Genomic DNA, 12,509 nt, shown 5'->3' on the forward strand with positions numbered 1-12,509 from the left:
CCGCACCCGGACGCGGCGTGCGGGCACGGCGCGCGGCGCCGTGCCAGGGTGGCGCCATGACCGCTCCCGCGCCGCAGCCCGCACCCCGGCCGGCACCGCAGCCGGCATCCCGGCCGACAACCCGCTCGACGACCCAGCCCGCACCGCAGGACGAGCCCCGCCCGGACGCGCTGCCCGGCCTCGACCTCCTCCTGCCCGCGCCGCGCCCGGTGCCGCTCGCCGCGCGGGAGGAGGACCTCGCCGCGCTGTACGCCCACCCGGAGGGGCTGGTGCGCGCCAACATGGTCGCGTCCGTCGACGGCGCGGCCTGGGGCGCCGACCACCGCTCCGGCACCATCAACGACCCCGCGGACTTCCGCGTCTTCCGCGTGCTGCGCGCCCTGGCCGACGTCGTCGTGGTCGGCGCCGGCACCGCCCGGGCCGAGGGGTACACGCCGCTGGAGCGGCCCGCCGGGCTCGCGCACCTCGCGCCGCGCACCGCGGCCGACGCCCCCGCCCCCCTCGAGCTGGCCCTCGTCTCGCGCACGGGCGCGGTGCCGCCCGCGCTCGCCGACGTCGACCGGCCGCCGCTGGTGGTCACCGGCGAGGCGGGTGCCGCGGCGGCGCGTGCCGCCCTGCCGGCCGACCGGGTGGTGGTGGCGCCGGGCGCCGACGCGGGCGAGGTCGACCTGGCGGCCGCGCTCGCCGCGCTCGCCGCGCGCGGGCTGACCCGCGTGCTCACCGAGGGCGGGCCGGGCCTGCTGGCCTCGCTGCTCGCCGCCGGCCTCGTCGACGAGGTGTGCCTGACCACCACGGGGCGGTTCGAGGGACCGGGCGCCGGCCGCATCGTCGCCGGCCCCGGCCCGGCGCCGGGCCCGCGGGCGCGGCTCGGCCACCTGCTCGCCGACCGGGCGGCCGGCACCCTGCTGGCCCGCTGGGTCGTGGAGCGGGGCGCCGGCTGACCGCCTCCCCCGTGGACCGCCCGTCACGCCGCCCCGGGCCACGCCCGGACGGCGGCGGACGGGCGCGCTGGCTAGGTTGGACGCATGTCGAACCTGCCCGTGGTCCTCGTGCTCACCGAGGACACCCTGACCTCCGCCGACGTCGAGCACATCACCCGGCTGCACGCCGAGGACCCGGTCGCCTACCGCGTGCTCGTGCCGGCCGACACGGAGCGGAACGTCGTCACGTCGATCATCGACCACCTCGGCATGGGCGAGCTGCGCCAGGCGTGGGACGAGCTGCGCGGCAAGGAGCCCGACGTGCGGCAGGCCACCGCCACCGCCGTCGACCGGCTGGAGGGCTCGGTCAAGGCGCTGCGCGCCGCCGGCGTCGAGGTCGACGGGTTCGTCACCGGCGACGACCCGCTGCCCGCCCTGCGAGCCGAGGTCGAGCGGCTGGGCGGCGAGGCCGCCGGTCCGGGCGCGGTGGCCGCCCAGGGGCCGGCCGGAGTGCGGGAGGCCGTCGTCGTCACCTACCCGCACGCCGTGGAGGACACGTTCCACTCCGACTGGGCGTCGCGCGCCCGCGAGGAGCTGCATGTGCCGGTGCTGCACCTGTACCTGGGCACGAGCGAGCTGGGCTGAGCCTCAGCGCACCTCGTGCCCGGCGGCGACGACCGTCGCCCTGACGAGCTCGTCCATGGAGTCGAGGAACGGCGGCTCGTCGAGCAGGCCGTGGTCCACCGCCGCGACCGACAGCTCGGTGCAGCCCAGCACCACCACCGACGCGCCGCGCTCGGCGAGCCGGCCCGCGACGGCGCGCAGCGCGTCGGGGTCGGCCGGGCGGCCGGCCTTGACCTGGTCGTAGATGACGGCGTTGACCACGTCCTGGTCCGCCGCGCTCGGCGTGAGCACCTCCACGCCGTGCGCGGCGAAGGCGTCGTCGTACACGCGCGAGGCGACGGTGCCGGCCGTGGCCAGCAGGCCCACGCGCGCCAGGCCCGGCACCCGCTCGCGCGCGGCGGCCACCGTGACGTCGATGATCGACAGGAACGGCGTGCTCACCGCGTCGAGGACCTGCTGGGTGAAGTAGTGCGCGGTGTTGCACGGCATCACCAGGAAGCTCACGCCGAACGCCTCGAGGCGCCGGGCGTCGCGCGCCAGCACGGGCCCGGGGTCCTCGGCGGACCGGCCCAGCACGAACGCCGTCCGGTCCGGGATCGTCGCGTGGTTGAGCACCACCATGTCGACGTGGTCCTGGTCGCGCTCCGCGCGCGTGCGCTGGACCACCCGCTGCAGGAAGTAGGCGGTGGCCAGCGGGCCCACGCCGCCGATGACGCCGACGGGCAGGTGCTCGCCCGCCGGCGCGTCCGGCGTCGTCATCAGCGGCCCGTCCAGGCCAGGGCGCGCGCCGCGGAGACCGGGTAGTGCCGGGCGTACTTGCGGTAGTGGTTGAGCTGCGCCACCAGCAGGTACGCCACGCGCCGCGGGTCCCGCTCGTGGCGGTACCACAGCGGGTTCGACGCACGACGACGCAGCAGCAGCCGCCGCGTGCGGGCGCGCAGGCCGCGGTCGAGCACGTAGCGCAGCAGCAGCGGCCCCGGCAGCACCGTGTACAGGTGCTCCGCCGCCAGCTCGCCGTCGGCGGTCAGCGGCACGTCGGCGCCCAGCACGGCGCGCGGCTCGGGGTCGAGGCCGCGCAGGTGCTCGTGGACGTAGAACGTCACCGGGTTGGCCCCGGCGCCGGTGATGTAGAAGTTCGAGCGGCCCAGGCGCGGGTTGAGCTCGAAGAACACGTAGCGCCCGTCGCGCGGGTCGTACTTGAGGTCGAAGTTGGCGAACCCCGTCCAGCCGACGTGCTCCAGCAGGCGGCGCGCCTGCTCGACGACCTCGTGCTGGACGCCGGTGATGATGCCGGCGGGGTTGCCGAGCGCGCCCGGCGCGTGCTCCTCGAGCAGCACGTGGCCGAACGAGGCGAACCGCACCTTGCCCTGGGCGTCGCTGTAGCAGGTGAGGATCCGCATCCCGGAGTCGTCGCCCGGGACGAAGTCCTGGATCACGAACGACCCGGTGTAGCCGGCGTCGCGCACCCGCCCCAGCAGCTCGAGCAGCTCCGGGCGCGAGCCCACGGTGAAGACCTTCTTCTTCCCGGGGAACTCGACGTCGTGGTACGCCGCGGTGCTGGCCGCCTTGGCGATCACCGGGAACGTCAGCCCGCTGGTGTCCGGCTCGCCGCCACCGGCGACGTCGTGCACCACCGTGGTGGGGTGCGCGATGCCGAGCTCGGCGCACAGGCGGCCGAACTCCTCCTTGTCCGTCAGCCGCAGCAGGAGGTCCTCGCGCACGTACGGGATCGTGTACCGGTCCTCGAGGCGGTCGCGGTTCTCCACCAGCGCGCGCACCAGCCAGTCGGCCGAGCCGACGGCGACCAGGTCGGCGTCGGCGTGGGCGTCGGCGATCGCGCGCAGCCGCGCCACGAGGGCGTCGGCGTCGTCGATCCGCGGCTCGGCCACGTGCTGGAGGATCCGCGAGTGGCGCACCAGCCCGGTCGACACGCTCGAGACGACCACGGGGCGCACGCCGTACGCCTCGTGGAACGCCCGGGCGAGGCTGTACGCGCCGATGTCGCCGCCCAGGACGACGGGCTGCAGGCGCCGGGCGCCCGCCACGGCGGCGGACCGGGCGCTCACAGGGCCTCCCTCACGGCCGCGGCGCGGGCCGCCTCGTGGTTGCGTCGCAGCTCGGCCGGCGGGTAGAAGGTGCGGTACTTGCGCCGGTGGTTGGTCAGCGCGGTGAGCACGTAGACGGCGCGCTTGAGCGTCCGGTCCGCCTTGTAGCGCAGCGGGTGCACCACCGTGCGCGCCCGCATCAGCCCGACGACGCGGGCCCGCAGCGCGGGGTCGAGCACGTAGCGGCGCAGCAGGTCGTGCGGCACGACGGCGTAGAGCACCTCGCGGTCGGCGACGGCCGGCTCGCGGCGCACGCCGCGCACGACGTCGTCCACGAGCACCTCGGCGACGTTCACGCCGCCGGCGGTGACGTAGTAGTTGTTCCGGCCGATGCGCGGGTTCTGCTCGAGGAACCGGTAGACGCCGTCGCGCGGGTCGAGCTTGACGTCGAAGTTGGCGAAGCCGCGCCACCCGGTGTGCTCGTGCAGGCGGCGGGCCGCCTCGAGCAGCTCGGGCACCGGCTCGACGATCATCGCCGAGGGGTTGCCCCGCGCCGCCGGCGTGCGCTCCTCGAGCAGCACGCGGGCCGAGGCCACGAGCGTCACGCGGCCCGAGGTGTCGGTGTACGTGGTCACCGAGCGCATCTGGGTGTCGTCGCCCGGCACCATGTCCTGGACCAGGAAGCGCCCGCGGTAGCCGGCCTCGCGCAGGCTGGCGTACAGCCCGTCGAGCTCGGCCTGCGAGGCGATCTCGTAGATCTTCTTCTTCCCGGCGAAGCGCACGGCGTGGTAGTCGGCGCTGGAGGCGGCCTTGGCGATCACCGGGAAGGTGAACGGCACCGGCTCGGGCTGCCAGCCCGGCTCCTGGGCGGCCGCGAAGTCCTGCACCACCGTGGCCGGCGTGGGCACGCCGATCTCGGTGCAGGCCGCGAGGAACTCGGCCTTGTCGGAGATGCGGTCGATCAGCGCCGCGTCGGCGAACGGCACGACGTAGCCGGCCGCCTCCAGCACCTCCCGGTGGTGGGCGAGGATGCGCACCACCCAGTCCATGTTGGTCAGCAGCACGAGCCGCTCGGGGCCGGTGCGCTCGGCGGCCAGCTGCAGCAGCGCCGCGACGATCTCCTCGTCCGCCGAGCCGCACAGCCGCAGGTCGATGATGCGCGACCCGGCGATCGGGCCCGGCTCCGCGAACGCCACCACGGTGGTGCGCACGCCGTAGCGCTCGTGGAAGGCCCGGGCGAGCCCGTACACGCCGATGTCGGAGCCGACGATGACGGGCCGCACGGCGGGGTCGGTCGGGGTGGTGCTCACGGGGTGTCTCATGCCTCGCTCTCGGTGCGGTCGCCGGACCACTCGGTGTGGAAGGTGCCCTCGGCGTCGACGCGCTTGTAGGTGTGCGCGCCGAAGAAGTCGCGCTGGGCCTGCACGAGCGCGGCCGGCAGCCGCTCGGCGCGCACGCCGTCGTAGTAGGCCAGCGACGAGCTGAACGCCGGGGTGGGCACGCCGTGCAGCGCGGCCTGGGCCACGACGCGGCGCCAGGCGGCCACGCCCTCGCTCACGGCGCTGGTGAAGTACGGGTCGGCCAGCAGCAGCGGCAGGTTCGGGTCGCGCTCGTAGGCCTCGGTGATGCGGTCGAGGAACCGGGCGCGGATGATGCAGCCGCCGCGCCAGATGCGGGCCATGGCGCCGCGGTCGATGTCCCAGCCGTTCTCCGCCGAGGCGGCGGCGATCTGGTCGAAGCCCTGGGAGTAGGCCACGACCTTCGAGGCGTACAGCGCCTTGCGCACGTCCTCGACGAACGCGTCGCGGTCCTCGACCTGCCAGGGCCGGGCCTCGGCGGGCAGGGCGGCGCGCGCGGCCTCGCGCTGCGGCACCAAGCCCGACAGCGAGCGGGCGAACGTGGCCTCGGCGATGCCGGTGATCGGCACGCCCAGGTCGAGGCCGTTCTGCACCGTCCAGCGGCCGGTGCCCTTCTGCTCGGCCTGGTCGAGCACGACGTCGACGAACGCCGCGCCGGTGCGCGCGTCGGTGTGGCCGAGCACCTCGGCCGTGATCTCGATGAGGAACGACTCGAGGTCGCCGGTGTTCCAGCGCGCGAAGACCTCGCCGATCTCCTTGGCCGAGGCGCCCAGGCCCTGGCGCAGCAGGTCGTAGGCCTCGGCGATGAGCTGCATGTCGGCGTACTCGATGCCGTTGTGCACCATCTTGACGAAGTGGCCGGCGCCGTCGGGGCCGACGTAGGTGCAGCACGGGACGCCCTCGACCTCGGCCGAGATGTCCTCGAGGATCGGGCCGAGCGAGGCGTAGGCCTCGCGGGTGCCGCCCGGCATGATCGAGGGGCCGTTCAGCGCGCCCTCCTCGCCGCCGGAGACGCCGGTGCCGACGAAGTGCAGCCCGCGCTCGCGCAGCGCCGCCTCGCGCCGGATCGTGTCGGGGAAGTGGGCGTTGCCGGCGTCGATGACGATGTCGCCCTCCTCCAGCAGCGGCACCAGCTCGTCGATCACCGCGTCGGTCGGGCCGCCCGCCTTGACCATGACGATCACCTTGCGCGGCCGCTCGAGCGAGGCCACGAAGTCCGCCATCGACTCCGACGGCACGAACGTGCCCTCGTCGCCGTGCTCGGCCACCAGGGACTCCGTGCGGGAGTACGAGCGGTTGTGCAGCGCCACGGCGTACCCGTGCCGCGCGAGGTTGCGGGCCAGGTTGCGGCCCATGACCGCGAGCCCCGTGACGCCGATCTGCGCCTGCGGGGCGCCCGTGGTCGTGTCGCTCATCGTGCCTGCTCCTTCGTTCGGTCTCGATCGCGAGGCGATCGTCCCCCGTTGCTCGTCGGGCCGCACCCGCCGTCCGCGCACCGGTCGGGGCACCCGCACCAGCCTAGGGGACGGCGCGGACCGAGCCCGGCGAACCGGGACGATCCGGTCGCGGGCCACGCGGCCCGGCCGCGCCTGCGGCACGGCGGTGCGCCCAGGCCCTAGCGTGGCACCGTGAGCTCCGCCCCGAGGGACGTCCCCTCCCGGTTCGCCGCCGCGCTGGCCTCGCTGCGCCACCCGCGGCTGAGGCCCGAGGTGCACCTCGTCGAGGTGCCCGGCCCCACCCGCGTCGCGCCGTGGACGGCGGCCCTCGAGGGCGAGGTGTTCGCCGGCGGGGACGAGGTCGCCACCGGCCGGTTCGTCGTCCTGCACGACCCCGCCGGGCAGGACACCTGGCAGGGCGACTTCCGCGTCGTGACGCTCGTGCGCGCCACCCTCGAGCCGGAGATGGCGGCCGACCCGATGCTCGCGGAGGTCGCCTGGACGTGGGTCACCGAGGCCCTCGCGGCGGCGGAGGTCGACGTGCGCGCGGTGGGCGGCACGGTGACCCGCGTGCTGTCGAGCAGCTTCGGGGCGCTGGACGGCACGCCGGACGCGGTCGACCTCGAGATCCGCGCGTCGTGGACGCCCGCCGACACCGCCCTCGGCGAGCACCTCGCGCTCTGGGCCGACCTCATGACCACGGCGGGCGGCCTGCCGCCGCTGCCCGAGGGCGTCACGGCCCTGGCCTCGCGGCGGCATACCGTAGGACCGTGATCGCACCGCAGTCCTCTCCCGCGTGCCGGCCCGTGGCGGCCGCCGCATGAGCGCCGCCCTTCCCCCGGAGACCGCGGCAGCGGTCGTGCCGCTGACCGAGCCGGCGGACGGCGTGGGCGAGGTCGTCGCCACCGAGGCGGGCCTGCGCCGCGTGGTCGAGGCGTTCGCCGCGGGCACCGGCCCCGTCGCCGCGGACGCCGAGCGGGCGTCGGGCTACCGGTACGGGCAGCGCACCTACCTGGTCCAGCTGCGCCGCGCGGGCGCCGGCACGGCGCTGGTCGACCCGGTCGCCCTGCCCGACCTGTCGGCGCTCGGCGCGGCCGTCGGCGACGCCGAGTGGGTGCTGCACGCGGCCTCGCAGGACCTGCCCGGCCTCGCGGAGCACGGCCTGCGCCCGGCGCGCGTCTTCGACACCGAGCTCGCCGCCCGCCTGCTGGGGATGGAGCGTGTGGGCCTGGCCGCCGTGGTCGCGGAGGTGCTGGGGCTGGGCCTGGCCAAGGAGCACTCCGCGGTGGACTGGTCGACCCGCCCGCTGCCGGTCGACTGGCTGCGCTACGCCGCGCTCGACGTCGAGGTGCTGGTCGAGCTGCGCGAGCGGCTCGGGGCCCGGCTCGAGGAGGCCGGCAAGGCCGAGTGGGCAGCGCAGGAGTTCGAGGCCGTGCGCACCGCCGAGCCGCCGGCGCCCCGGCCCGAGCCGTGGCGCCGCACGTCGGGCACCCACGGGCTGCGCGACCGCCGCCAGCTCGCGGTCGTGCGCTCGCTCTGGCACGCCCGGGACACCTCCGCGCGCGCCCGCGACGTCGCGCCCGGCCGCGTGCTGCCCGACCGCGCGATCGTCGCCGCGGCCGCCGCCATGCCCCGGAACGTCGGCCAGCTCGTGGCGCTGCCCGAGTTCGCCGGCAAGGCGACCCGGCGGCGCGCGGCGGTCTGGCAGCGGGCGGTCGACGAGGCGCTGGCGCTGCCGGCCGACCGCCTGCCGTCGTTGCGCGGGCCGCGCACCGACGGGCCGCCGCAGCCCCGCGCCTGGGCCGACCGCGACCCGGTCGCGGCGAGGCGCCTGACCGCCGCGCGCGAGATCGTCGCCGCGCTGTCGGAGGAGCTCGCCGTGCCGGTCGAGAACCTGCTGCAGCCGGACGCGCTGCGCCGGGTGTGCTGGGCGCCGCCGGAGCCGGTGACGACCGAGGCGGTCGGCGAGTTCCTGCGCGGCCGGGGCGCCCGCCCGTGGCAGGTCGAGCTCCTCGCGGGACGGCTCGCCGCCGCGTTCGACGCCGCGGCGTGAGCCGCCCGGCCGGCCGCGCGACGCGGGGGCGCACCGCCTGAGACGCGGTCTCATCCGGCGCTGGGCATTTCCCGGTACTCGCGGTAGCGTGCACTGCTGTGGCCTGGCCCACGACGTGCGTCGGACAGGCTCGCCGAGCGGCGTCGCTCTGCCCGGACGCCGTCGTCCCGACCCACGGATGGAGCTGCCATGACCGCAGCCACTGAGGCCCCGCGGACCGCCCGCCCCGGCGTCGCGCGCGAGCGCCGCCTGCGCGACGTCGTCTTCGTCGAGGGCGTGCGCACCCCCTTCGGCAAGGCGCGGCCCGACGGGCTGTACGCCGAGACGCGCGCCGACGACCTCATCGTCAAGGCCGTGCGCGAGCTGCTGCGCCGCCACCCCGAGCTGCCGCCCGAGCGCGTCGACGAGGTGGCGATCGCCGCCACGACGCAGCAGGGCGACCAGGGCCTGACGCTCGGCCGCACGGTCGCGGTGCTCGCGGGCCTGCCACGCACCGTGCCGGGCTACGCGATCGACCGGATGTGCGCCGGCGCCATGACCGCGGTGACGACCACGGCCAACGGCATCGCCGTCGGGGCCCAGGACGTCGTCGTGGCCGGCGGCGTGGAGCACATGGGCCGCCACCCCATGGGCTTCGACGCCGACCCCAACCCGCGGTTCGTCGCCGAGCGGCTGGTCGACGCCGAGGCGCTCAACATGGGCGTCACCGCGGAGAACCTGCACGATCGCCTGCCGCACCTGACCAAGGAGCGCGCGGACGCCTACGCCGTCGCGAGCCAGGCCAAGTACGCCAAGGCCCTCGCGAACGGCGACGTGGGCCCGGAGCTCGTGCCGGTCGCCGTCCGCTCGGCGGAGCGCGGCTGGGGCCTGGCCACCGAGGACGAGCTGCCGCGCCCCGGCACCACGCTCGAGGGCATCCGCGACCTGCGGACGCCGTTCCGCCCCGGCGGCCGGGTCACGGCCGCCACCAGCTCGCCGCTCACCGACGGCGCCACGGCGGCGCTGCTGGCGGCGGGCGACGTGGCGGGCGAGCTCGGCCTGCCCGTGGGCATGCGGCTGGTCGCCTCCGCCTACGCCGGCGTCGACCCCGCCGTGATGGGCCTGGGCCCGGTGCCCGCCACCGAGAAGGCGCTCGCGCAGGCCGGCCTGACCATCGACGACATCGGCCTGATCGAGATCAACGAGGCGTTCGCCGTCCAGGTCCTGGCGTTCCTCGACCACTTCGGGATCGCCGACGACGACCCGCGGGTCAACCCGTACGGCGGCGCCATCGCGATGGGCCACCCGCTGGCCGGCTCCGGCGTGCGGCTCATGACGCAGCTGGCCCGGCAGCTCGCGCAGCACCCGGAGGTGCGCTACGGCCTCACCACGCTGTGCGTCGGCCTCGGCCAGGGCGGCAGCGTGATCTGGGAGAACCCGCACCACCCCGACTACTCGGGCCACACCAGCGAGCACACCGCCGAGCACACCGCCGAGCAGGAGGACTGACGCGATGACCGACTCCCCCACCACGGCCCGCGCGGAGCGCGTCACCCACGCGCTGGTGCGCGACGTCCGGATGCCCGGCGGCGCCGGGACGATGGCCCTCGTCACCCTCGACAACGGCCTCGACCACACCAAGCCGAACACCCTCGGCCCGCAGGGCATGGCCGAGCTCGCCGAGCGCCTCACCGAGCTGCGCGGGCGCGCCGCCCGCGGCGAGATCGCCGCCGTCGGCATCACCGGCAAGCCGTACGTCCTGGCCGCGGGCGCCGACCTGCTCGGCGTGGGCGCCGTCACCACCCGCGAGGAGGCGCTCGAGCTCGGCCGCCGGGGCCACCGCGCCTACGAGCTGCTGCACGAGGCGGGCGTGCCGACGTTCGCGTTCGTCAACGGGCTCGCCCTCGGGGGCGGCTTCGAGGCGGCCCTCAACTGCGACTACCGCACCGTCGCCGCGGACGCCGGCGGGCTCGGCCTGCCGGAGACCGGCCTCGGCCTGGTGCCCGGGTGGGGCGGGGCGTACCTGGTGCCGCGGCTGGTCGGCATCGAGAAGGCCGTCGACGTCGTGCTGCGCCGCCCGGCCGCCAACAAGCCGTACAAGCCCGCCGAGGCGCTGGAGCTCGGCCTGGTCGACGCGCTGTTCGACGCCGCCGACTTCCTCGAGCAGTCGATCACCTGGGCCGCCCGCGTGGTCCGCGGCGAGGTCACCGTGCCGCGCCGGGAGCCCGACCCCGCGCCCGTGGTCGAGGCGGTCGTCGCCGGCACCCGCCGCTACCTCGACGCCGTCGTCGCGGGGTCGCGCCCGGCGCCCTACCGGGCGCTGGACCTGCTGGCCGCCGCCGCGGCGCCCGCGCCCGGCTACGACCGCGCCGCGGCGTTCGCCGCCGAGGACGAGGCCCTGGCCGACCTGCTCATGACCGACGAGATGCGCGCCGGCGTCTACGCCTTCCAGCTCGTCTCGGGCGGCAAGAAGCCCCAGGGCGCGCCCGACCCGGCCCTGGCCCGGCCCGTCGCGCGCGTCGGCATCGTCGGTGCCGGGCTCATGGCGGCGCAGATCGCCCTGCTGGTCGCCCAGCGGCTGCAGGTGCCGGTGGTCATGCGCGACCTCGACACCGAGCGCGTCGAGAAGGGCCTGGGCTTCGTGCGGGCCACGGTCGACAAGCTCGTCGCCCGCGGCCGCATGTCGCCCGACGCCGCGGCCCGCGTCGTCGCCTCCGTCCACGGCACCACCGACCTGCACGACCTCGCCGGCTGCGACGTCGTGGTCGAGGCGGTCACCGAGATCCTGTCGCTCAAGCAGAAGGTGTTCGCCGAGCTCGAGCAGGTGGTGGGCCCCGAGACGGTGCTGGCCACCAACACCTCGGCCCTGTCGGTGACGGAGATGGCCGCGGACCTGCGCCACCCCGAGCGCGTGGTGGGCATCCACTTCTTCAACCCGGTGGCGCAGATGCCGCTGGTGGAGGTGGTGCGGGCCGAGCGGACCGGCGACGAGGCTCTCGCCACGGCGTTCGCCGTGACCAAGAAGCTGCGCAAGACGGCGGTGCTGGTCGCCGACCGCCCCGGATTCGTCGTCAACCGGCTCCTGCTGCTGGTCATGGGCCAGGTGATCGGCGCGATCGAGGACGGCACGCCGGTCGAGGTCGCCGACGCGGCGCTCGCCCCGCTCGGCTTCCCCATGCCGACCTTCGAGCTGCTCGACCTCGTGGGGCCCGCCGTCGGGCTCCACGTGCTCACCTCGCTGCGCGAGGACCTCGGGCCCGAGCGGTTCCCCGCCTCGCCAGGGCTGGAGAAGATCGTCGCCGACGGCGTTCGGGTGGTCCTCGACCCGCCGGCGCCCGGGCTGCCCAAGCCGGTCGATCCGGCCGTGCAGGAGGTGTTCGGCCCCGCCCGCCCGGGCGAGCCGGGCGTGCTCGACGGGCCGGGCGTGCTGGACGCCGTGCTGACCGGGCTGGCTGCGGAGGTCGGCCGCATGCTCGAGGAGGGCGTCGTGGCCACGCCGCAGCAGATCGACCTGTGCATGATCCTCGGCGCCGGGTGGGGCTTCCACACCGGCGGCATCACGCCGTACCTCGACCGCACCGGGTACAGCGAGCGGGTGCTCGGGCGGCGGCTGCTGCCCGACGGCGTGGCGAACGTGCCGCGCGGCTGACGCGCCGCGCGGTCGCACAACCGCGCAACCGCACAACCGCGCGACCGCGCGACCGCATGGCCTCGGCCCGACGGCGGCCGGTCCCCACGGGGCCGGCCGCCGTCGTGCCGTCCGGGAACGTCACCCGTGGCGCACGCCCGGGGCGCTGGTGCCCAGGACGCCCGGGCGGGCACACTCGTGCCATGTCGGCGAGGCTGCCGTGGCTGGCGCACCTGTCGCGCGCGGAGCTGGAGCTGCTGGCGACGGAGCTGGCGGCCGAGCTCGTCGCGCGCCCGCCCTCGCCGGCCCGCGACCGCGTCGAGGCGGGCCTCGGGCGCTGGGCGGCGATCGCCGAGGCGTACGGCAGCGTCTCGGCCGCCCCGGACGACCCCGACGGCCCCGACGGCCCTGCCGACCCGGACGACCCGCCGCACCCGGAGCGGCCGGCTGACGGCGAGGTGTGACG

11 protein-coding genes are annotated in these 12,509 nt (G+C 76.3%); 7 read left to right on the top strand and 4 right to left on the bottom strand.

Features of this window, described 5'->3' with window-relative positions; translation table 11 throughout:
• Nucleotides 1–56 precede the first annotated feature (56 nt).
• Both U5M74_RS02060 and U5M74_RS02065 read left to right on the top strand, forming a co-directional pair.
• Nucleotides 57–941, top strand: coding sequence for a dihydrofolate reductase family protein (locus tag U5M74_RS02060; protein ID WP_410905658.1), 885 nt, complete (start codon nt 57–59; stop codon nt 939–941).
• A gap of 84 nt (nt 942–1,025) precedes the next feature.
• The gene (locus U5M74_RS02065; RefSeq protein WP_410905660.1) at nt 1,026–1,565 is read left to right on the top strand and encodes a hypothetical protein; all 540 of its coding nucleotides are present in this window, start codon (nt 1,026–1,028) and stop codon (nt 1,563–1,565) included.
• Nucleotides 1,566–1,568: 3 nt separating this feature from the next.
• Here U5M74_RS02065 and U5M74_RS02070 read toward each other — a convergent pair whose 3' ends face one another.
• From U5M74_RS02070 to gndA, 4 genes are read right to left on the bottom strand one after another with little or no spacing between them, the layout of a single operon-like run.
• Nucleotides 1,569–2,303, bottom strand: a complete 735-nt coding sequence (locus tag U5M74_RS02070; protein ID WP_410905662.1) for an aspartate/glutamate racemase family protein — start codon at nt 2,301–2,303, stop codon at nt 1,569–1,571.
• Nucleotides 2,303–3,610 carry a carboxylate--amine ligase gene (locus U5M74_RS02075; RefSeq protein ID WP_410905664.1) on the bottom strand — a complete coding sequence of 436 codons (1,308 nt, stop codon included), beginning with the start codon at nt 3,608–3,610 and terminating at the stop codon, nt 2,303–2,305. Before U5M74_RS02075 ends, U5M74_RS02070 begins: the two co-directional genes overlap by 1 nt.
• Nucleotides 3,607–4,899 (bottom strand): hypothetical protein, encoded by a 1,293-nt coding sequence (locus U5M74_RS02080; RefSeq protein ID WP_410905666.1) that lies wholly within the window; start codon nt 4,897–4,899, stop codon nt 3,607–3,609. Before U5M74_RS02080 ends, U5M74_RS02075 begins: the two co-directional genes overlap by 4 nt.
• An 8-nt stretch (nt 4,900–4,907) precedes the next feature.
• The gene (gene gndA / locus U5M74_RS02085; protein WP_410905668.1) at nt 4,908–6,362 is read right to left on the bottom strand and encodes an NADP-dependent phosphogluconate dehydrogenase; all 1,455 of its coding nucleotides are present in this window, start codon (nt 6,360–6,362) and stop codon (nt 4,908–4,910) included.
• A gap of 213 nt (nt 6,363–6,575) precedes the next feature.
• Between gndA and U5M74_RS02090 the strand changes: the two genes are divergently transcribed.
• The 5 genes from U5M74_RS02090 (at nt 6,576) to U5M74_RS02110 (ending at nt 12,507) form a co-directional block, all read left to right on the top strand.
• A complete protein-coding gene (locus tag U5M74_RS02090) occupies nt 6,576–7,157 on the top strand; it encodes a DUF3000 domain-containing protein (RefSeq protein ID WP_410905670.1) in 582 nt (193 codons plus the stop codon).
• A gap of 46 nt (nt 7,158–7,203) precedes the next feature.
• Nucleotides 7,204–8,436, top strand: coding sequence for an HRDC domain-containing protein (locus tag U5M74_RS02095; RefSeq protein WP_410905672.1), 1,233 nt, complete (start codon nt 7,204–7,206; stop codon nt 8,434–8,436).
• Between the two features lie 189 nt (nt 8,437–8,625).
• The gene (locus U5M74_RS02100) at nt 8,626–9,924 is read left to right on the top strand and encodes a thiolase family protein (RefSeq protein WP_410905674.1); all 1,299 of its coding nucleotides are present in this window, start codon (nt 8,626–8,628) and stop codon (nt 9,922–9,924) included.
• Between the two features lie 4 nt (nt 9,925–9,928).
• Nucleotides 9,929–12,064 carry a 3-hydroxyacyl-CoA dehydrogenase NAD-binding domain-containing protein gene (locus U5M74_RS02105; protein WP_410905676.1) on the top strand — a complete coding sequence of 712 codons (2,136 nt, stop codon included), beginning with the start codon at nt 9,929–9,931 and terminating at the stop codon, nt 12,062–12,064.
• Between the two features lie 182 nt (nt 12,065–12,246).
• The gene (locus tag U5M74_RS02110; RefSeq protein WP_410905677.1) at nt 12,247–12,507 is read left to right on the top strand and encodes a hypothetical protein; all 261 of its coding nucleotides are present in this window, start codon (nt 12,247–12,249) and stop codon (nt 12,505–12,507) included.
• Nucleotides 12,508–12,509: the final 2 nt, after the last annotated feature.

Origin of the sequence: Puerhibacterium sp. TATVAM-FAB25, from assembly GCF_046535855.1 — a bacterium.
Lineage (GTDB): Bacteria > Actinomycetota > Actinomycetes > Actinomycetales > Cellulomonadaceae > Puerhibacterium > Puerhibacterium variabilis_A.